The organism is Kitasatospora sp. CM 4170 (assembly GCF_032110285.1).
Lineage (GTDB): Bacteria > Actinomycetota > Actinomycetes > Streptomycetales > Streptomycetaceae > Kitasatospora > Kitasatospora aburaviensis.
Genome location: NZ_CP134877.1, coordinates 6,067,501 through 6,088,986 on the forward strand (window position 1 = coordinate 6,067,501; position 21,486 = coordinate 6,088,986).

The following is a 21,486-nucleotide window of genomic DNA, read 5'->3' on the forward strand; positions in this document are numbered from 1 at the left end:
CACAGTGGACGCGAGCATCTGTGGCCAAGTTTTTAAGGGCGCACGGTGGATGCCTTGGCACCAGGAACCGATGAAGGACGTGGGAGGCCACGATAGGCCCCGGGGAGCTGTCAACCGAGCTTTGATCCGGGGGTGTCCGAATGGGGAAACCCGGCAGTCGTCATGGGCTGTCACCCGCTGCTGAACACATAGGCAGTGTGGAGGGAACGCGGGGAAGTGAAACATCTCAGTACCCGCAGGAAGAGAAAACAACCGTGATTCCGGGAGTAGTGGCGAGCGAAACCGGATGAGGCTAAACCCAAGTGGTGTGAGACCCGGCAGGGGTTGCCGCTTGGGGGTTGTGGGAATGAGCTTCAGTCGTCTGCCGGCGGCTGGGCGAGTCAGAAACCGTATGGATAGTCGAAGGACATGCGAAAGGTCCGGCGTAGAGGGTAAGACCCCGTAGGCGAAATCTGTACGGCTTGCTTGCTCATCTCCCAAGTAGCACGGGGCCCGAGAAATCCCGTGTGAATCTGGCGGGACCACCCGCTAAGCCTAAATATTCCCTGGTGACCGATAGCGGATAGTACCGTGAGGGAATGGTGAAAAGTACCGCGGGAGCGGAGTGAAATAGTACCTGAAACCGTGTGCCTACAAGCCGTGGGAGCGTCGTCAGTGGGCTTGCCTGCTGGCCGTGACTGCGTGCCTTTTGAAGAATGAGCCTGCGAGTTTGCGGTGTGTAGCGAGGTTAACCCGTGTGGGGTAGCCGTAGCGAAAGCGAGTCCGAATAGGGCGTTTGAGTTGCATGCCCAAGACCCGAAGCGGAGTGATCTAGCCATGGGCAGGTTGAAGCGCGGGTAAGACCGTGTGGAGGACCGAACCCACCAGGGTTGAAAACCTGGGGGATGACCTGTGGTTAGGGGTGAAAGGCCAATCAAACTCCGTGATAGCTGGTTCTCCCCGAAATGCATTTAGGTGCAGCGTCACGTGTTTCTTGCCGGAGGTAGAGCACTGGATAGGCGATGGGCCTCACCGGGTTACTGACCTTAGCCAAACTCCGAATGCCGGTAAGTGAGAGCGTGGCAGTGAGACTGTGGGGGATAAGCTCCATGGTCGAGAGGGAAACAGCCCAGAACACCGACTAAGGTCCCTAAGCGTGTGCTAAGTGGGAAAGGATGTGGAGTCGCAGAGACAACCAGGAGGTTGGCTTAGAAGCAGCCACCCTTGAAAGAGTGCGTAATAGCTCACTGGTCAAGTGATTCCGCGCCGACAATGTAGCGGGGCTCAAGCACACCACCGAAGTCGTGTCATTGCAGCATGAAGGGCCAACGCCTGCTGTGATGGGTAGGGGAGCGTCGTGTGCCGGGTGAAGCGGCGGTGGAAACCAGTCGTGGACGGTATACGAGTGAGAATGCAGGCATGAGTAGCGATACAAGAGTGGGAAACTCTTGCGCCGATTGACCAAGGGTTCCTGGGTCAAGCTGATCTGCCCAGGGTAAGTCGGGACCTAAGGCGAGGCCGACAGGCGTAGTCGATGGACAACGGGTTGATATTCCCGTACCCGCTTTGAAGCGCCAACGCTGAACCTCTTGATGCTAAGCCCGTGAAGCCGGCCCGGAGTCTTCGGACAATGGGACGTGGTGGAGCCGGTGACCCAACGGGGTAGTAGGTGAGCGATGGGGTGACGCAGGAAGGTAGTCCAGCCCGGGCGGTGGTTGTCCCGGGGTAAGGGTGTAGGGCGTTGTGTAGGCAAATCCGCACAACACGTAGCCTGAGACCTGATGCCGAGCCGATTGTGGTGAAGTGGATGATCCTATGCTGTCGAGAAAAGCCTCTAGCGAGTTTCATGGCGGCCCGTACCCCAAACCGACTCAGGTGGTCAGGTAGAGAATACCGAGGCGTTCGGGTGAACTATGGTTAAGGAACTCGGCAAAATGCCCCCGTAACTTCGGGAGAAGGGGGCCATTCCTGGTGACGAGTCTTGCACTCCGAGCTGGGGGTGGCCGCAGAGACCAGCGAGAAGCGACTGTTTACTAAAAACACAGGTCCGTGCGAAGCCGTAAGGCGATGTATACGGACTGACGCCTGCCCGGTGCTGGAACGTTAAGGGGACCGGTTAGCTCCATTTCGGTGGGGCGAAGCTGAGAACTTAAGCGCCAGTAAACGGCGGTGGTAACTATAACCATCCTAAGGTAGCGAAATTCCTTGTCGGGTAAGTTCCGACCTGCACGAATGGCGTAACGACTTCTCGACTGTCTCAACCATAGGCCCGGTGAAATTGCATTACGAGTAAAGATGCTCGTTTCGCGCAGCAGGACGGAAAGACCCCGGGACCTTTACTATAGCTTGATATTGGTGTTCGGTTCGGCTTGTGTAGGATAGGTGGGAGACTTTGAAGCAGCAACGCCAGTTGTTGTGGAGTCGTCGTTGAAATACCACTCTGGTCGTGCTGGATGTCTAACCTGGGTCCGTGATCCGGATCAGGGACAGTGTCTGGTGGGTAGTTTAACTGGGGCGGTTGCCTCCTAAAGGGTAACGGAGGCGCCCAAAGGTTCCCTCAGCCTGGTTGGCAATCAGGTGTTGAGTGTAAGTGCACAAGGGAGCTTGACTGTGAGACTGACGGGTCGAGCAGGTACGAAAGTAGGGACTAGTGATCCGGCGGTGGCTTGTGGAAGCGCCGTCGCTCAACGGATAAAAGGTACCCCGGGGATAACAGGCTGATCTTCCCCAAGAGTCCATATCGACGGGATGGTTTGGCACCTCGATGTCGGCTCGTCGCATCCTGGGGCTGGAGTAGGTCCCAAGGGTTGGGCTGTTCGCCCATTAAAGCGGTACGCGAGCTGGGTTTAGAACGTCGTGAGACAGTTCGGTCCCTATCCGCTGTGCGCGTAGGAGTGTTGAGAAGGGCTGTCCCTAGTACGAGAGGACCGGGACGGACGAACCTCTGGTGTGCCAGTTGTTCTGCCAAGGGCATGGCTGGTTGGCTACGTTCGGGAGGGATAACCGCTGAAAGCATCTAAGCGGGAAGCCTGCTTCGAGATGAGCACTCCCACCTCCTTGAGAGGGTAAGGCTCCCAGTAGACGACTGGGTTGATAGGCCGGATATGGAAGCCCTGTGAGGGGTGGAGTTGACCGGTACTAATAGGCCGAGGGCTTGTCCTCAGTTGCTCGCGTCCACTGTGTTGTTCTGAAACAACGACCCCCACCGCTCTGCGGGTGGGCGGCAGATAGTTTCATAGTGTTTCGGTGGTCATAGCGTGAGGGAAACGCCCGGTTACATTCCGAACCCGGAAGCTAAGCCTCACAGCGCCGATGGTACTGCAGGGGGGACCCTGTGGGAGAGTAGGACGCCGCCGAACAATCATTCCGAAATGGCCCCCTCCAATGTTGGAGGGGGCCATTTTGCGTTAACGTCTCTGCCACCACACCTCGGCTCGGCGGAGAGGCGCGCACCGTTGCAGAACCTGACCCTTACCTGGCAGTCCGCCGGGGGCGCCGCGGCCGCGCTCTACGGGGGCTCCTACGCGGCGTCGAGGTGGCGGCGCGGTCCGCTCCCGGCGCTGCTGCGGGAGGCCGGCACGCTGCTGGCGCTGTTCGCGCTCTGGCAGCTGGTGGGGAAGCTCTCGCTGATGAGCACCGAGCACGCGCTGGACCGGGCGAGCTGGATCCACCGGGCGGAGCTGGTGGTCGGCTTGCCGGACGAGGCGGCCTGGCAGGCCGCCGTGACGCCGTACCCGGTCCTGGTGCGGGCGGCGAACTACTACTACGCCGCCATGCACTTCACGGTCATGCTGGCCGTGCTGGCGTGGGTGTACCTCCGGCACCGGGCGCGGTACGCGTGGGTGCGGACCACCGTGGTGATCACGACGGCGGTCTGCCTCCTGGTGCAGTTCATCCCGGTGGCGCCGCCCCGGATGCTGCCGCAGGACGGGTTCGTCGACGTGGCGGCGGAGTACGGGCAGTCGGTGTACGGCGGTGCGGTCGGCGGGGTGGTGCCCGCGCAGCTGTCGGCGATGCCCTCCGTCCACGTGGCCTGGTGCGTGCTCGCGGCCGTCGCGGTGATCAAGGTGTCCCCGAGTCCACTGCGCTGGCTGATGGTGCTGCATCCGGTCCTGACGGTCGCGGTCGTGGTCGTCACGGCCAACCACTTCTGGGCGGACGGCCTGGTCGCCGTCGCCATCCTCCTGCTCGCCTACGCGGCTCAGGCGGGCTTCGCCCGTCGGCAGGCCCGCCGGGCGGCGGCTCGGGCCGGGGCCTCGCCGGCCGGTGCACCGACGGCTGAGCGGGCCGACACCCGCGGCTGAGGAGGCCGCCACCGCGGCCGCGGAGGCCACGGAGGCACAGACACCGGTGGGCCGGTCCTCCCCGAGCGGGGAGGACCGGCCCACGGCGTTTCTGCGGCTACTTGACCGGCAGGACGGCCCGGCCCCACGCGCTGTTGGTCAGCGACGCGGTGGCCCAGTACCAGGCGACGAGCCCGGAGGCCGCGGCGACCCAGCCGGCGAACTTGGCGAGACCGCCGGAGGTGTTGAAGGTGGCGAAGGCGGAGAGCACCAGGGAGACGGTCAGCAGCCCGTAGACGGCGCGGCTGAACAGGCCCGCGTTCCAGCTGGCGGCGGTGAGGGTGAGGGCGAGCAGGGCCCACAGGAGCAGGAAGAGCCCGGCGGCGTTCTTGCCGGCCCCGCCGGCTGCGGACCAGGTGGCCCAGAAGGCCCCGAGGCTGGTGAAGGCCGTCCCGGTGAAGCCCTCGCCGCCGCGGAGCTGCCAGACACCGGCGATGAACAGGGTGAGACCGCCGACGAGGTGGGCGAGGTGTGCCGAGTCCCCTACCCCGGTGCCGCCGAGGAGGCCGGTGGAGAGAAGACCGTAGGCGAGGAGAGTCAGGCCGAGGGCGAGGTAGCCGAGGTTACCCGCGTCGGCTCCGGTGGAGCGGGCGTTCTGTGCCCCGGTAGCGTCGTTGCTCACCGGAGGCTCCTTTCACTCTGGGCGCGCGCAGGGCGCGATCGACCACATGGGTGATGTTCGATGAGGTGGATGCGCGCGACCGCGCCGAGGGCGCACGGCTGGAGCGTGCGACGGCTGCGGTCAGAATGACGGCTCAGCGGAGATCCGCTGGTCGTGTCCCCGCCGGGGGATTCCCCGGTGAGATCGGTGTACCCGGCCGGACAAGCTTGTACCCTTGTGAATCGCACAATTTGTGACGTCGTCAGCTGTGGAACGCTCACGATCGCTCATCGGCGTCACACCAAGGGGGCCGGGCCGGGCACGGAGAGCCCCGGGCCGGGCCGCGGAGAGCCCAGGATGAGCCCGCGGGGCGGCCCCGGGGCCCGAGCCCTCAGCCGGTGCGCTGGGTGGGCACCCGCAGGGTGAGGATCGCCATGTCGTCGGAGGGCGGCTCCGGGGCGAACCGCTCGACCGCCCGCTGTACCCGCAGGGCCACCGCCCCGGCGGTCAGCCCGGTGCAGCCGGTGAGCACCTCCGCGAGGCCGTCGTCGCCCAGCATCCGCCGCCCCTCCCGGCGTTCGGTGACGCCGTCGGTGACGCAGAGCAGGACCTCGCCGGGGGCGAGCACCAACCGCTCGGCGGTGAGGTCGAGTTCGTCCATGACGCCGAGCAGCGGCTGCGGTGTGGCGGCCCGGTCGACCTGGCCGTCGGTGCGCAGCCGCAGCGGCAGCGGGTGGCCGGCGCAGACCAGCGAGAGCTCGGTGCTGCCGTCCGGCTGCGGCGTCAGTTCACCGTAGAGCAGGGTGAGGAAGCGGCTGCGCGAACCCTCGTCCAGGATGGCCGCGTTGAGCCGGCTGAGGACCTGCGGCGCGTCCAGGCCCTCGCGGGCGAGCAGGCGCAGCGAGTGGCGGGCGAGGCCGGTCACGGAGGCCGCCTCGGGGCCGGTGCCGCAGACGTCGCCGATGGCGAAGCCGTAGGTGCCCTCGCGAATGGTGAAGAGGTCGTAGAAGTCGCCGCCGACCTCGTTGCCCTCGCCGGCGGCCTGGTAGTAGACGTCCACCTCGACGCCCGGGATCTCGGGCAGGTCCGGCGGGAGCAGACTGCGCTGCAGGGCCTGGCTGGTGGCGGTGCGCTCGGAGTAGAGGCGGGAGTTGTCGAGCGCGAGGGCGGCGCGGCGGGAGAGGTCCTCGGCCAGCTCCAGGATCTCCTGGCGGAACCGGATGCCGGCCGGGGCGCCGAGTGCGAGCAGGCCGATGACGCGGTTGCGGGCGGTGAGCGGCAGGACCACCGTCTCGCCCAGCAGGCCGCCGAGTTCGGGGCTGTCGGCGAGTCCGCCGGCGCGCGCGGTGTCGGTCGGGGCGGTCCAGAAGCGGACGCCGTGGGTGGGGCCGGACTCGGGGACCGCGGTCTTGTCGAGCAGGGCGCGCAGCGGGTCGATCCGGTCCTCGTCCTCGTGCAGGACGAAGGCGAGCGAAGCCGGGGCGCCGTGGTCGCCGTTGGTGTAGACGGCGCACCAGGACGCCAGGGTGGGGACGGCCATCTGCGCCATCAGGGCGAGCGTCTGCTCGTGCTGCAGGGTGCCGGCCAGCAGGTCGGAGGCCTCGACGAGGAAGGAGAGCGAGCCGCGGCGGAGCCGTTCGAGCTCGGTGAGCCGGGTGCTCTCGATGGCGAGGGCGACCCGGTCGGCGGCGAACTGCAGCCGCAGCGCGTCCTCGTTGTCGTAGCGGCCGGGTGCGGCGGCGGCGATGCCGAGCGAGCCGATCAGCCGGCCCTCGACCTTGAGCGGCACGGTGAGCAGGGAGCGCAGTCCGCTGTCGGTGAGGAGGGCGAGGCCGGTGGGGCGGGTGCTGAGGTCCTCGTGGACGGACGGCATCCGGGCGGAGTCGTAGCGGTTGCCGGTCTCGACCGGGAAGCGGGCGTGGCGGCGGTGCCCGGTGGTGAGGCCGGTGGCGGCGCGGACCTCGAACTCGGTCTCGTCCTCGGTGGTGAGCAGCACGTACGCGGCGTCGGCGTCGAGCAGGTCGCGGGCGCGTTCGACGGTGCGCTGGAGCAGGGTGTCGAGGTCGTCGGTGCCGACCGAGCCGGCGAGCAGGTCGAGCCGCGCGCCGCCCGGTTCGGCCTTGTCGCCGGGCAGGGCGCGGGCGGGGGAGCGCAGCACCGCGCGGTCGGGTTCGAGGACGAGCAGACAGAGCGTGGAGGGGATGCCCTCGGTGTCGCGGACGCGGACCTGTACGCCGTAGACCTCGACGGTGCCGCCGTCGGCGCGGCGCAGGCCGAAGCTGCCCTCCCAGCGGGCCAGCCGGAGGGTGGCGGCCAGGCCGAGGCCGGTGCCGGGGCCCTGGGGCCAGACGGCGAGGTCGGCCCAGGGGCGGCCGAGGACGGTGTCGGCGGGGTGCCGGAAGAGCGCCTCGGCGTCGGGGTTCCAGGCGACGACGCGGCCGTCGTCGTCGAGTTGGACCACGGCGACGTGCAGCGGGCCGGTGCTGCTGGGCAGTTCGCTGCCGGGCGTGGCGGGCACGGCGTACCGGGTGCCGGCGACGTGGGCCGGCAGGGGGAGGCGGAACCAGACGGTCTTGCTGCCCGCGGCGTACTCGACGCCCCAGCGTTCGGCCAGGGCGGAGCACATCAGCAGGCCGCGGCCGCCCTCGCCGTCGGGGTCGGCGTAGCGGTCGGAGGCGGTGACGGGGACGTCGGCGTAGGCGGGCAGGCCGCGTTCGGGGTGGTGGTCGGTGACCTCGATCCGGACGGTCTCCGTCTCGCGAAGGCAGCAGACCTCGGCGGCGGTGCCGGCGTGCACGACGGCGTTGGTGACCAGTTCGCTGACCAGGACCACGGCGTCGTCGACCACCTCGGGCAGGCCCCAGCCGAGCAGCGCGTCCCGGACGAACGCCCGTGCGGCGCCGGCGGACCGACCGACGGGTTCGAAGGTGGCGGCTGCGCGCGCGGTGACCACGTTGCCACTTCTCCTCTGCTCTGGCCCTGGCTGCCCGGGTCGCGGCGCCGACTCCCCGGACGCGCCGGCGGGGTGAGCGGCGGCGCTGGGTCGGGTCGTGGCCCGGTGCAGCGCTCCACCCTACTTTCCGGTTGGTTCCCCGCGGGGGCGGGGCGTCGAAACAGGCACCTGAGGGTGATTCTGCCCACCTGTTTCGGTCGGGGCGGTACCAACCGAGCGCAACCGGCCGTATACCCGGCGCAGGTGCTGCCAGACTGGGGGGTCCGCGACGGCCGTCCGGAGCAGTACGGTCGATGCGGGTCCCGGTCGGCCGCGTGGCCGCCGGGGCGCAGATGCGCCGGGCCGGTGTCCGGTTCCGGGCCCAGGCGGGCCGCGGGTCGGACGCCGGGCAGTTCACGATCTGGGAGGGGCCCGTTGAGTTCGGCCACCAAGGACGCAACCGGTACGACGCCGCCCGCTCAGCGTGGCGGGCGGTCCGGGGCCGCGCCGCGGAGCGCGGCCGGCCGGCGGGCCAACCACAGCCGGGGAGCCGAGCCCGCCGAGCTGCGCAAGCTGCTGGCGGCGCTCACGGCGATGCGGGACGGCAACTTCCGGCGCCGGTTGACGGTGCCGGGCGACGGGCCGCTGGCCGAGATCGCCGCGGTGTTCAACGAGGTCGCCGAGCGCAACCAGCACCTGACTGGTGAACTGGCCCGGGTGCGCCGGGCGGTGGGCCGCGAGGGCCGGTTGAACGAGCGGCTGGAGACCGGCGCCGGCGAGGGCGCGTGGATGGCGGCGGTCGACAACTGCAACGCGCTGATCGACGACCTGGCCCGGCCGATGGCCGATGTCGGCCGGGTGCTGGCGTCGATCGCCGAGGGCGACCTGGACCAGAAGATGGAGCTGCGCTCGCTGCACGGCAACGGGGTGAGCCACCCGCTGCGCGGCGAGTACCTGAAGATCGGCCGGACCGTCAACGGCCTGGTGGACCAGCTGTCGGAGTTCACCGACGAGGTGACCCGGGTGGCCCGCGAGGTCGGTACCGAGGGCAAGCTCGGCGGCCAGGCCAAGGTGCGCAGCGTCTCGGGCAGTTGGAAGGACCTCGCGGACTCGGTCAACACCATGGCCGGCCGGCTGACCGCGCAGGTGCGCAACATCGCCCAGGTGACGACCGCGGTGGCCAAGGGCGATCTGTCGCGCAAGGTCACGGTCGAGGTGGCCGGCGAGATGCTGGAGCTGAAGAACACCGTCAACACGATGGTGGACCAGCTCAACGGCTTCGCCGCGCAGGTGACCCGGGTGGCCCTGGACGTGGGCACGGAGGGCCGGCTGGGCGGTCAGGCGCAGGTGCCGGGCGTCGCCGGGGTCTGGCGGGACCTGACCGACTCGGTGAACTTCATGGCCGACAACCTGACCGGCCAGGTCCGCAACATCGCCCAGGTGACGACCGCCGTGGCGCGCGGGGACCTCTCGCAGAAGATCGAGGTGGACGCGCGCGGCGAGATCCTGGAGCTGAAGAACACCATCAACACGATGGTGGACCAGCTGTCGGGCTTCGCCGAGCAGGTGACCCGGGTGGCGCGCCAGGTCGGTACCGAGGGCCGGCTGGGCGGTCAGGCGCAGGTGCCGGGTGCGGCCGGCGTCTGGCGGGACCTGACCGACAACGTCAACTTCATGGCGAACAACCTCACCGACCAGGTGCGCAACATCGCCCAGGTGACGACGGCGGTCGCCCGGGGCGACCTGTCGCAGAAGATCCAGGTGGACGCGCGCGGCGAGATCCTGGAGCTGAAGAACACCATCAACACGATGGTGGACCAGCTCGGGGCCTTCGCGGACGAGGTGACCCGGGTGGCCCGGGACGTCGGCACCGAGGGCATTCTCGGGGGTCAGGCGAGCGTGCCGGGGGTGTCCGGGACGTGGAAGGACCTCACCAACAGCGTCAACCTGATGGCCAACAACCTGACCAGCCAGGTGCGCAACATCGCCGAGGTGACCACCGCGGTGGCGCGCGGCGACGTGTCGAAGAAGATCACCGTCGACGCCCGGGGCGAGATCCTGGAGCTGGTGACCACCGTCAACACGATGGTGGACCAGCTCTCGGCGTTCGCCGACGAGGTGACCCGGGTGGCCCGGGAGGTGGGCACCGAGGGCATCCTGGGCGGCCAGGCGCGGGTGCGCGGGGTGTCGGGCATCTGGAAGGACCTGACCGACAACGTCAACCTGATGGCCAACAACCTGACCAGTCAGGTCCGCAACATCGCCGAGGTCGCCACCGCGGTGGCCCGCGGTGACCTCTCCAAGAAGATCGACATCGAGGCGCAGGGCGAGGTCGCGGCGCTGGCCGGCACCCTGAACACGATGGTCGACCAGCTCTCCGCCTTCGCGGTGGAGGTGACCCGGGTGGCCCGCGAGGTGGGCACCGACGGCACGCTGGGCGGTCAGGCGAGCGTGCCGGGCGTGGCCGGCATCTGGAAGGACCTGACCGACAACGTCAACCTGATGGCCAACAACCTGACCGGCCAGGTCCGCAACATCGCGCTGGTGATCACCGCGGTGGCCCGCGGCGACCTCTCGCAGAAGATCGACGTGGACGCGCGGGGCGAGATCCTGCAGCTCAAGACGAGCATCAACACGATGGTCGACCAGCTGGGTTCGTTCGCCGACGAGGTGACCCGGGTGGCCCGCGAGGTGGGCACCGACGGGCGGCTCGGCGGCCAGGCCCGGGTGCCGGGCGTGGACGGCACCTGGCAGGACCTCACCGAGTCGGTGAACGAGCTGGCCAACAACCTGACCCGGCAGGTCCGGGCGATCGCGCAGGTCGCGACGGCCGTGACCAGGGGCGACCTGTCGCTGCGGATCGACGTGGACGCCGCCGGGGAGCTCGACGAGCTCAAGGACAACATCAACCAGATGATCGCCAACCTGCGCGAGACCACCCGCACCAACCAGGAGCAGGACTGGCTCAAGACCAACCTGGCCCGGATCTCCGGCCTGCTGCAGGGCCGCCGTGACCTGGAGGCGGTCGCCTCGCTGATCATGACCGAGCTGACGCCGGTGGTCTCGGCCCAGCACGGCGCGTTCTTCCTGGCCCAGCCGGCCGGCCGGACCGCGGAGCTGATCACCGAGGACGACGACGAGAACGACACCGTGCTGCGGCTGATCGGCAGCTACGGCTACCAGCGCCGGGCGATGCCGACCACCTTCCGGCCCGGCGAGTCGCTGATCGGCCAGGCGGCCGTGGAGAAGCGGGCGATCATCCTCAAGGAGGCCCCGCCCGGGTACCTCAAGATCGCGTCCGGGCTGGGCGAGGCCTCGCCGGCCCACATCGTGGTGCTGCCGGTGCTGTTCGAGGGCCGGCTGCTGGGCGTGATCGAGCTGGCCACCTTCAGCTCCTTCACCACCGTGGCCCTGGACTTCCTGAACCAGATCGCCGACCTGATCGGCGTCACCGTGAACACCATCAGCGTCAACACCAAGACCGAGGGCCTGCTGCTGGAGTCCCAGCGGCTGACCGCGGAGCTCTCCATGCGGTCGGCCGAGCTGGAGGCGCGCCAGGAGGAACTGGAGCGGACCAACGAGGAGTTGCAGGAGAAGGCCTCGCAACTCGCCCAGCAGAACCGCGACATCGAGATCAAGAACAGCGAGATCGAGGAGGCCCGGCAGGTCCTGGAGGAGCGCGCCGAGCAGCTCGCACTGGCGTCCCGGTACAAGAGCGAGTTCCTCGCCAACATGTCGCACGAGCTGCGCACCCCGCTCAACTCGCTGCTGATCCTGGCCAAGCTGCTCTCGGACAACAACGAGGGCAACCTCTCGCCCAAGCAGGTCGAGTTCGCCGACACCATCCACGGCGCCGGCTCCGACCTGCTCCAGCTGATCAACGACATCCTGGACCTCTCCAAGGTCGAGGCCGGCAAGATGGACGTCCGCCCGGCCCGGATCGCCCTGGTCCAGCTGGTCGACTACGTCGAGGCCACCTTCCAGCCGGTCGCGCTGGACAAGAACCTGGACTTCGCCGTCCGGGTCTCGCCCGCCCTGCCGGTCACCCTGCACACCGACGAGCAGCGGCTCCAGCAGGTGCTGCGCAACCTGATCTCCAACGCGGTGAAGTTCACCGACGCCGGCGCGGTCGACTTCTCGATCAGGCCGGCCGGCCCGGACGTCCCGCAGCACGTCCGGGAGCGCCTGCTGGAGGCCGGCACGATCCAGGGCCCGGACGACGCGCTGATCGCCTTCGCCGTATCGGACACCGGCATCGGCATCCCCGGCAACAAGCTGCGGGAGATCTTCGAGCCGTTCCGGCAGGCCGACGGCACCACCAGCCGCAAGTACGGCGGCACCGGCCTCGGCCTGTCGATCAGCCGGGAGATCGCCCGCCTGCTCGGCGGTGAGATCCACGCCGAGAGCGAGCTGGGCCGGGGCTCCACGTTCACGCTGTACCTGCCGCTGCACACCCAGGCCCCGGACGCCGTGCCGCAGCCCGCGGCGAACGCCGCGCCGGTGCGCGCCTCGGTCGCGGTCACCCCGGCCGGCACGCCCGTCCCGGTCGGCGAGAACCCGGCCGACCACTGGGCGCAGGAGGTCCGCGAACTCGCCGAGGAGCGCCGCCGGGGTGCCGTGGAGCGCCGCCGGGCCGCCGGGCCGGCCGTCCCCGCCGAGGTCCGCGTCCCGGCCGCCGCGCCGGCGGTCCGCCCGGCCGGCCGCGTGGACGCGCGTTTCGACGGCCAGCAGGTGCTGATCGTGGACGACGACGTCCGCAACGTCTTCGCGCTCACCAGCGTCCTGGAGCAGCACGGCCTGACCGTGCTGTACGCCGAGAACGGCCGCGAGGGCATCGAGATGCTGGAGCAGCACGAGAACGTCGCGCTGGTCCTGATGGACATCATGATGCCGGAGATGGACGGCTACGCGACCACCGAGGCGATCCGCCGGATGCCCCAGTTCGCTGGTCTGCCGATCATCGCGCTGACCGCCAAGGCGATGAAGGGCGACCGGGAGAAGTCGCTGGAGGCCGGTGCCACCGACCACATCACCAAGCCGGTCGAGACCGACCACCTGCTGTCCGTGATGCACGACTGGCTGAACGGCGGCCGGGCCTGAACGCCCGCAGGGGCGCGAACGCCGGGGCCCGCTCCGGGGTTCGCGCCACTCGGCGGCCGGTTTGCTGGCGGGGAGGGCCGGGAACCCGGTAGGGTCACCGATCGTTGCGAACAGTGACCGGTCGGCAACGCACTGCTGAGCGTGCGCCGGAGCACTGGCTGCGTGCTGCTCCGAACCGGGTCGCGACGGAGCGGTGTGCCGGGCGAGGGGGTGCGGCTAGCATGACCGGGGTAGTGGTGGGCAGTACGCGGGTGCCTTCCCCAGGCAGGCAGGCGACAGGAGGGCGGGTCGGAATGCAGAAGGCGAAGATCCTCCTGGTCGACGACCGGCCGGAGAACCTTCTGGCGCTGGAGGCGATCCTCTCCGCGCTGGACCAGACGCTGGTGCGCGCCGCGTCCGGTGAGGAGGCGCTCAAGGCGCTGCTCACCGACGACTTCGCGGTGATCCTGCTGGACGTCCAGATGCCCGGCATGGACGGCTTCGAGACGGCCGCCCACATCAAGCGGCGCGAGCGCACCCGGGACATCCCGATCATCTTCCTGACCGCGATCAACCACGGGCCGCACCACACCTTCCGCGGCTACGCGGCCGGTGCCGTCGACTACATCTCCAAGCCGTTCGACCCCTGGGTGCTGCGCGCCAAGGTCTCGGTCTTCGTCGACCTCTACGTGAAGAACTGCCAGCTCAAGGAGCAGGCCGCGCTGCTGCGGCTGCAGCTGGAGGCGGGCGGCGGGCAGCCGGCCATCGGCGGCGCGCTGCTGGGCGAGCTGTCGGCGCGGCTGGCCTCGGTGGAGGAGCAGGCCGAGGCGCTGGTCAAGCAGCTGGACGGCACCGAGGACGGCGGGGTGTCCGCCACCGCGGCGCACCTGGAGCGGAAGCTGGGCGGCCTGCGCCGGGCGCTGGACGCGCTCCGTCCCGGCGTCGAGTGAGCGCAGCCCCTTTCACACCTTCGGGTGGATTCCGACCGCTGTGACGGTGTGTCTGCGACACGTCCGGCGAGCGGGGGTCGGTCACATGTGCTCAGTCCGCCGACCCCGGTAGGCTGCTGAGCCATGGCCACACGTTCGCCCGGAAGCGCGGCAAGCACATCGAGCCCGGGACCGTCCAAGAAGGCCGCGGCGAAGGCTCCGGCCAAGCCGCCCGCGAAGAAGGCGGCCGCCAAGAAGGCCGCTCCGGCGAAGAAGGCCGCGGCCAAGGCCGCACCGCCGCCGCCCCCGCAGCCGCTGCTCTTCCGCGCCGTCCGGGCCGTCTGGCTGGGCCTGGCACACGCCCTGGGCGCGGTCTTCCGCGGCTTCGGCGACGGTGCCAAGAACCTCGATCCGGCGCACCGCAAGGACGGCGTCGGCCTGCTGCTGTTCGCGCTGGCGCTGGTCACCGCCGCCGGCACCTGGTTCAGCCCGCAGGGCTGGCTCGGCGAGGCGGCCACCAACGTGGTCTCCGGCCTGTTCGGCCGGCTGGACGTGCTGGTGCCGTTCCTGCTGCTGGCGATCGCGGTCCGGCTGATGCGCCACCCGGAGCTGCCGGAGGCCAACGGGCGGATCATGATCGGCCTGAGCGCGCTGGTGGTCGGCGTGCTCGGCCTGGTCCACATCGGCTGCGGCGCCCCCATGATGGGCAGTGGCGCGACCCGGATAAGGGCGGCCGGCGGCATCGTCGGCTGGGCCGTCTCGACCCCGATGATGGCCGCCGCCGGGCCTCCGCTCGCGGTGCCGCTGCTCCTGCTGCTGGCCTTCTTCGGCCTGCTGGTCACCACCGCCACCCCGGTCAACCGGATCCCCGAGCGGCTGCGCGCCGTCGGGGTCCGGCTCGGCGTGGTCGAGCCCGGCCCGCAGGACCGGGCCGCCGGGGGGCGTACGCCGGAGCGCGAGCTCTCCACCGAGCCGCCCGAGGACGCCGACCCCTCGGCCTTGCCGTTCACCGTGGACACCGGTGACGCCCCGGAGGACGAGGTGGGCGCCCGCCGGCGCCGCCGCCGGCGCAAGCAGTCGGCCGAGGACGAGCCGGACGCCGCCGCCCCCGACATGTTCACCAAGGAGCCGCCCGCCCCCGACACCGAGGACCCGTACGCCACCCGCGACCTCGCCGCCGGCGCCGCCGCCGACCTGGACGGCGCGCTGGTCTACGGCGTGCCCGCCTCCTCGGCGGTGGCGAACATGATGCACCAGGTGCAGGACCGTACGGCTCCGCCGGAGGAGCCCGCCGTCCCGGCCGCCCGCAGCGGCGCGGGCCCGGGGGCGCCGGAGGAGCACGGCCCGGCCCCGGTGCGGATGGAGCAGCTCCAGCTCTCCGGCGACACCACCTACCGGCTCCCCCCGCTCGACCTGCTGGAGCGCGGCGGGCCGGCCAAGGCCCGCAGCGCCCTCAACGACGAGGTGGTGGCCCAGCTCACCGGCACCTTCACCGAGTTCAAGGTGGACGCGCGGGTCACCGGCTTCACCCGCGGCCCGACGGTCACCCGGTACGAGGTCGAGCTCGGCCCGGCGGTCAAGGTCGAGCGGATCACCGCGCTCGCCAAGAACATCGCGTACGCGGTGGCCAGCCCCGACGTGCGGATCATCAGCCCGATCCCGGGCAAGTCCGCGGTCGGCATCGAGATCCCGAACCGGGACCGCGAGATGGTCAACCTGGGCGACCTGCTGCGCTCCCGCACGGCCGCCGAGGACACCCACCCGATGGTGGTCGGGATGGGCAAGGACGTCGAGGGCCACACCGTGATGGCCAACCTCGCCAAGATGCCGCACATCCTGGTGGCGGGCGCGACCGGCGCGGGCAAGTCGTCCTGCATCAACTGCCTCATCACCTCGGTGCTGGCCCGGGCCACCCCGGACGAGGTCCGGATGGTGCTGGTCGACCCCAAGCGGGTCGAGCTGACCGCGTACGAGGGCATCCCGCACCTGATCACGCCGATCATCACCAACCCGAAGAAGGCCGCCGAGGCCCTCCAGTGGGTGGTGCGCGAGATGGACCTGCGCTACGACGACCTCGCCGCGTTCGGCTTCCGGCACGTGGACGACTTCAACGCGGCGGTGCGGGCCGGCAAGGTCACCCCGCCGCTCGGCAGTGAGCGCGAGCTGGCGCCGTACCCGTACCTGCTGGTCATCGTCGACGAGCTGGCCGACCTGATGATGGTCGCCCCGCGCGACGTCGAGGACTCGGTGGTCCGGATCACCCAGCTGGCCCGGGCCGCCGGCATCCACCTGGTGCTGGCGACCCAGCGGCCCTCGGTGGACGTGGTGACCGGTCTGATCAAGGCCAACGTGCCGTCCCGGCTGGCGTTCGCGACCTCGGCGATGGCCGACTCGCGGGTCATCCTGGACCAGCCGGGCGCCGAGAAGCTGATCGGCAAGGGCGACGCGCTGTTCCTGCCGATGGGCGCGAGCAAGCCGATCCGGATGCAGGGCGCGTTCGTCACCGAGGCGGAGATCGCCGCGGTGGTGCAGCACTGCAAGGACCAGCTGTCGGCGGCCTACCGGGACGACGTGACCGTCGGCGGCGGTCCGAAGAAGGAGATCGACGAGGAGATCGGCGACGACCTGGACCTGCTCATCCAGGCGGCCGAGCTGGTGGTCTCCACCCAGTTCGGCTCCACCTCGATGCTCCAGCGCAAGCTGCGGGTCGGCTTCGCCAAGGCGGGCCGGCTGATGGACCTGATGGAGTCGCGCGGGATCGTCGGTCCGAGCGAGGGCTCCAAGGCCCGCGACGTGCTGGTGAAGCCGGACGAGCTGGACGGGGTGATCCTGAGCATCCGCGGCTGACGGGGCGTGCCCCCGGGCCGGTCTTCACCCGTACGGAGGAGGGGGAACGGTGTGCGGAACCGAGCGGAGGGGCATCGCGTCCCAGGGCGGAAGGAACGGTTCCGTAAACCGCGGCCACCACCCTGACGACCGCTCAGTGGCAGGCCGGGGGCCGATCCGGCCGGCCGTGCGCATTCGGTCCTGTTCCGCTTGAGAAACGATCCGCCCGCGCCCCTAGACTGTTCCCCAGCAGGTGGCCATCCGCTCGAAAGGCGTGCCCCGTGACCATCGGCAAGTCCCCCGACCGCGAGAACGCCCCGTCGTCCGCCCAGCCGTCCGGCGGCGCGGAGCAGGCGGCCGATGCCGTGAGCATCGGCCGGGTGCTTTCCGCTGCCCGGATCGAGGCCCGACTCACGGTGGATCAGGTCAGTACAGCCACCCGGGTCCGGGTGCCGATCGTGCATGCCATCGAGGAGGACGACTTCGCCCGCTGCGGCGGCGACTTCTACGCCCGTGGCCACATCCGCTCCATCGCCCGGGCGGTGGGTGTCGACGGCGAGGCCCTGGTGGAGCGCTACGACGCCGCGCACGGCGGCGCCCCGGCCTCCAAGCGCCCGACCCAGCTGATCGAGAACGCGCCGATCAAGGTCCCCAACCGCGGCCGGCCGAACTGGACCGCCGCGATGGTCGCCGCGATCGTCGCGGTGGTCGCCCTGATCGGCTTCAACCTGGTGAGCGGCAAGACCGGCGGCACCTCGACCGGCTCCGCCAGCGCGCCGCTGCCCAGCGGCTCCGGCACCGGCTCCCTCGCCCCGGCGCCGTCGCCGAGCGTCCAGCCGCCCGCGCCGGCACCCAGCGTCGCGGCGATCGCGGCCGCCCCGGCCGACAAGGTCACCGTGAAGCTGGTGGCCGAGAAGGACACCAGCTGGGTCTCCGCGCTGGACGGCAACGGCAAGTCGCTCTTCCAGAACAACATCGAGGAGGGTCAGGACCAGACCTTCACCGACCCCAAGCAGATCAAGTTGGTGATCGGCAACGCCGGAGCCGTGCACGTGTACGTCAACGGCAAGGACCTCGGTCCGGCGGGCAAGAACGGCCAGGTGGTGCACGTCACGTACACCCCCGGCGACCCGCAGGCGGGCTGACCGCACGGGGCCTGTGGGCCCTGTGAAGATCCGGTAATCGGTGGCGCGCGGCCTCCGGGGCAAACGGCCCCGGCGGCCGCGCGTTAATCTTGGCCCTATGCCTGAACGCCGTACTGTCGCCCTTGTCACGCTCGGATGCGCCCGCAACGAGGTGGACTCCGAGGAACTCGCCGGGCGACTGGAAGCCGACGGCTGGTTGCTGGTCGACGACGCCGCCGAAGCCGACGTCGCCGTCGTCAACACCTGCGGCTTCGTGGAGGCCGCCAAGAAGGACTCCGTGGACGCCCTGCTGGAGGCCAACGACCTCAAGGGTCACGGCCGCACCCAGGCCGTCGTGGCCGTGGGCTGCATGGCCGAGCGCTACGGCAAGGAGCTCGCCGACGCGCTCCCCGAGGCCGACGGCGTGCTCGGCTTCGACGACTACTCCGACATCTCCGACCGCCTGCAGACCATCCTCTCCGGCGGCCACCACGCCCCGCACATCCCGCGCGACCGTCGCAAGCTGCTGCCGCTGAGCCCGGTCGAGCGCCAGGCGGCGGCCGCCGAGGTCGCCCTGCCGGGCCACGGCGCCCAGTCCGAGGCCGAGCCCATCGCCGACCTCCCGGACGGCCTCGCCCCCGCCTCCGGCCCGCGCACCCTGCGCAAGCGGCTGGACGACAGCCCGGTGGCCTCCGTGAAGCTCGCCTCCGGCTGCGACCGCCGCTGCTCCTTCTGCGCCATCCCGGCCTTCCGCGGCTCCTTCATCTCGCGCCGCCCCTCCGACGTGCTGCAGGAGGCCCAGTGGCTGGCCTCGCAGGGCGTCCGCGAGGTCGTCCTGGTCAGCGAGAACAACACCTCGTACGGCAAGGACCTCGGCGACATCCGGCTGCTGGAGACGCTGCTCGGCGAGATCTCGGCCATCGAGGGCGTCGAGCGGGTCCGGGTCTCCTACCTGCAGCCGGCCGAGATGCGGCCGGGGCTCATCGACGCGATGACCGGCACCACCGACGTGGTGCCCTACTTCGACCTCTCGTTCCAGCACTCGGCGCCCGCCGTGCTCCGCCGGATGCGCCGCTTCGGCTCCACCGACCAGTTCCTGGAGCTGCTCGGGACCATCCGGGGCAAGGCCCCGCAGGCCGGCGCCCGGTCCAACTTCATCGTCGGCTTCCCCGGTGAGACCGAGGAGGACTTCGCCGAGCTGGAGCGGTTCGTCACGCACGCCGGCCTGGACGCGATCGGCGTCTTCGGCTACTCCGACGAGGACGGCACCGAGGCCGCCACCTACGACGGCAAGCTGCCCGAGGACGTGGTCGCGGACCGGCTGAACCGGCTCACCAGGCTCGCCGAGGAGATGACCGCCCAGCGGGCCGAGCAGCGGATCGGCACCGAGGTCGAGGTGCTGATCGAGTCCGTGGAGGGCGACCTGGTCGAGGGCCGCGCCGCCCACCAGGCGCCCGAGACGGACGGCCAGACCACGCTCACCGGCGTGGAGCACCCCGAGATCGGCCAGTTCTACCGGGCCCGCGTCGTCGCCAGCGAGGGCGTCGACCTGGTCGCCGAGGCGCTGGAGCAGGTGCGGCTGCCGAGGACCTCGGGGGCCGAGGCGCCGGGGGTCGGGGCATGATCCAGGGGCCAGGCGCCCCGACCGCGGCCCACCCGGGCAGACCGGCGGCCGCGGTGCCGCCGTCCCCGGGGATCTGGAACATCGCCAACATGCTCACGATGCTCCGGCTGCTGCTGGTGCCGGTCTTCGTGGCGCTGCTCTTCGCCGACGGCGGGCACGACCCGAAGTGGCGCTCGGTCGCCTGGGCCGCGTTCGCCATCGCGATGATCACCGATCTGTTCGACGGCGAGCTGGCCCGGCGCAAGGGCCTGGTCACCGACTTCGGGAAGATCGCGGACCCGATCGCCGACAAGGCGATCATGGGCTCGGCGCTGATCGGCCTGTCGATCCTGGGCGACCTGCCCTGGTGGGTCACCGTGGTGATCCTGGCCCGTGAGCTCGGCATCACCCTGATGCGGTTCTGGGTGATCCGCTACGGCGTCATCCCGGCCAGCCGGGGCGGCAAGCTGAAGACGCTCACCCAGGGAATCGCGGTCGGCATGTACGTCCTTGAGCTGACCGGCTGGCTGGCCACCGCCCGGGCCGTACTGATGGGGCTGGCGGTGCTGCTGACCGTCGGCACCGCGCTGGACTACGTCGGGCAGGCGCTGCGCCTGCGCCGTGAGGGGCTGGCCGCGGAGCGCGCCGGCCGGTGAGAGGGGCGGACGGGGTGGACGACAGGGACTTCGAGCTGGCGGCGAAGGCGCACGCCGCGCTGCGCGGCGAGGGCGGCACGCTGGCGGTGGCCGAGTCGCTCACCGGCGGGCTGCTGGCCGCCGCGCTGGTGGACGTCCCCGGGGCGTCCGCGACCTTCCGGGGGTCGGTCACCGCGTACGCGACCGAGCTGAAGGCCTCGGTGCTCGGCGTCGACGAGGGCCTGCTGGCCGTGCACGGCGCCGTCCACCCGGTGGTGGCCCGGCAGATGGCGGAGGGCGTGCGGCGGCTGCTGGGCGCCACGTACGGGCTCGCGACGACCGGGGTGGCCGGTCCGGAGCCGCAGGACGGGCAGCCGGTGGGCACCGTACACCTCGCGGTCGCCGGTCCGGGGGGAACTCTGGTCACTTCGCCCCGGTTGTCGGGCGAGCGTGCCACAATCCGTCACGGGGCGGTGACCGCCGCCCTGGAGCTGCTCGTCGGGCGGCTCCCGTCCGGACCGTCCGCCCGCTGACCCGTCACCAGGACGCCCCAGCGGTGCTCCAGCGGTCTCGGTACCGCGCCGGATTCGCCGGAGCTTCGCAGGAACTTCTCAGGAAACCCCCTGCTCGGGAGGATCTCCACCGAACCGAGATCTGCCGAACCGGCATCCGGGCACGGTGCGACTGGAGGATCGTGTTACATCGAAGGGCCTGGTTGGGCAGAAACCAGGTGGCGAACGAGTGGCTTGGCGGTGGCCGGGTGCCGCGCGGAGGGTGCGGGGACGTGCCCGTCGGTCCGGATTCGACACCGAAACAGGGGAGGGGACAGCCTTGCAGCCCAGAGTGAACACGACCATGGTCCCCGCACGCGAAGCGGGCAAGGCGGTACGGTGGGGGCGTGACATCTCGATCCGCAGTCCGAGGAGGGAGGCACCGATGATCCTGCTCCGTCGCCTACTGGGCGATGTACTGCGTCGGCAGCGCCAGCGCCAGGGCCGCACACTCCGCGAGGTGTCGGCGGCCGCCAGGGTTTCGCTCGGGTACCTCTCCGAGGTCGAGCGGGGACAGAAGGAGGCCTCCTCGGAGCTGCTCTCCGCGATCTGCGACGCACTCGACGTCCGTATGTCCGAGGTCATGCGCGAGGTCAGCGACGAACTGTCGCTCGCCGAACTTGCGGCGATGGCCACCCTCTCCGAAGGTGAACTGCTGAGGCCGGTGCTCGAACCGGTACCGCTGCCCGCCCCCGGCGCCGACCGGGCGAACCTCTCGCCCAAGACCGCCGCGATGGACGTGGTCGCCGCCTGATCCGGCCTCGACGCCCGGGCGCCCGGTGCCCGGGACGAGCCGAGGAGGGCGATCATGCGGAGAGCTGCGACAGCCTGTGCCGGCGCCCGAATACGGGCGCGGCGGCCGGTGCTCCGGCCACTGGGGCTGG

At 70.3% G+C, this 21,486-nt stretch carries 11 protein-coding genes and 2 rRNA genes; 11 read left to right on the plus strand and 2 right to left on the minus strand.

Annotated elements, in window-relative coordinates; translation table 11 throughout:
• Positions 1–22 precede the first annotated feature (22 nt).
• The 3 genes from RMN57_RS25965 to RMN57_RS25975 all read left to right on the plus strand — a co-directional run bounded on the left by RMN57_RS25965 (position 23) and on the right by RMN57_RS25975 (position 4,283).
• Positions 23–3,141 (plus strand): 23S ribosomal RNA (locus tag RMN57_RS25965).
• 80 nt (positions 3,142–3,221) lie between these two features.
• Positions 3,222–3,338, plus strand: a 5S ribosomal RNA gene (gene rrf / locus RMN57_RS25970).
• Positions 3,339–3,434: 96 nt separating this feature from the next.
• Positions 3,435–4,283, plus strand: coding sequence for a phosphatase PAP2 family protein (locus RMN57_RS25975; protein WP_313765713.1), 849 nt, complete (start codon positions 3,435–3,437; stop codon positions 4,281–4,283).
• A 97-nt stretch (positions 4,284–4,380) separates the two neighbouring features.
• On the opposite strand, the gene RMN57_RS25980 is transcribed toward RMN57_RS25975, so the two are convergent.
• Positions 4,381–4,944: an acetate uptake transporter gene (locus RMN57_RS25980; protein WP_313765714.1), complete on the minus strand. Its 564-nt coding sequence runs from the start codon at positions 4,942–4,944 to the stop codon at positions 4,381–4,383.
• 370 nt (positions 4,945–5,314) lie between these two features.
• Positions 5,315–7,876: a SpoIIE family protein phosphatase gene (locus tag RMN57_RS25985; protein ID WP_313765715.1), complete on the minus strand. Its 2,562-nt coding sequence runs from the start codon at positions 7,874–7,876 to the stop codon at positions 5,315–5,317.
• 573 nt (positions 7,877–8,449) lie between these two features.
• Between RMN57_RS25985 and RMN57_RS25990 the strand changes: the two genes are divergently transcribed.
• From RMN57_RS25990 to RMN57_RS26025, 8 genes are all read left to right on the plus strand, one after another.
• Complete coding sequence (locus RMN57_RS25990; RefSeq protein ID WP_380236666.1) at positions 8,450–12,955, plus strand: HAMP domain-containing protein; 4,506 nt, start codon at positions 8,450–8,452, stop codon at positions 12,953–12,955.
• A 293-nt stretch (positions 12,956–13,248) separates the two neighbouring features.
• Complete coding sequence (locus RMN57_RS25995) at positions 13,249–13,884, plus strand: response regulator (RefSeq protein ID WP_313765716.1); 636 nt, start codon at positions 13,249–13,251, stop codon at positions 13,882–13,884.
• 123 nt (positions 13,885–14,007) lie between these two features.
• On the plus strand, positions 14,008–16,710 hold the full coding sequence (locus RMN57_RS26000) for a DNA translocase FtsK (RefSeq protein ID WP_313765717.1): 2,703 nt from the start codon (positions 14,008–14,010) through the stop codon (positions 16,708–16,710).
• 260 nt (positions 16,711–16,970) lie between these two features.
• On the plus strand, positions 16,971–17,834 hold the full coding sequence (locus tag RMN57_RS26005) for a RodZ domain-containing protein (protein WP_313765718.1): 864 nt from the start codon (positions 16,971–16,973) through the stop codon (positions 17,832–17,834).
• A gap of 97 nt (positions 17,835–17,931) precedes the next feature.
• Positions 17,932–19,437, plus strand: coding sequence for a 30S ribosomal protein S12 methylthiotransferase RimO (gene rimO / locus RMN57_RS26010; protein ID WP_313765719.1), 1,506 nt, complete (start codon positions 17,932–17,934; stop codon positions 19,435–19,437).
• Positions 19,434–20,072, plus strand: a complete 639-nt coding sequence (gene pgsA, locus RMN57_RS26015; RefSeq protein ID WP_238863990.1) for a CDP-diacylglycerol--glycerol-3-phosphate 3-phosphatidyltransferase — start codon at positions 19,434–19,436, stop codon at positions 20,070–20,072. The genes rimO and pgsA overlap by 4 nt, the downstream gene beginning before the upstream one ends.
• A 35-nt stretch (positions 20,073–20,107) precedes the next feature.
• The gene (locus RMN57_RS26020) at positions 20,108–20,584 is read left to right on the plus strand and encodes a CinA family protein (protein ID WP_313767967.1); all 477 of its coding nucleotides are present in this window, start codon (positions 20,108–20,110) and stop codon (positions 20,582–20,584) included.
• 403 nt (positions 20,585–20,987) lie between these two features.
• Positions 20,988–21,356 (plus strand): helix-turn-helix transcriptional regulator, encoded by a 369-nt coding sequence (locus RMN57_RS26025; protein ID WP_313765720.1) that lies wholly within the window; start codon positions 20,988–20,990, stop codon positions 21,354–21,356.
• Positions 21,357–21,486 lie beyond the last annotated feature (130 nt).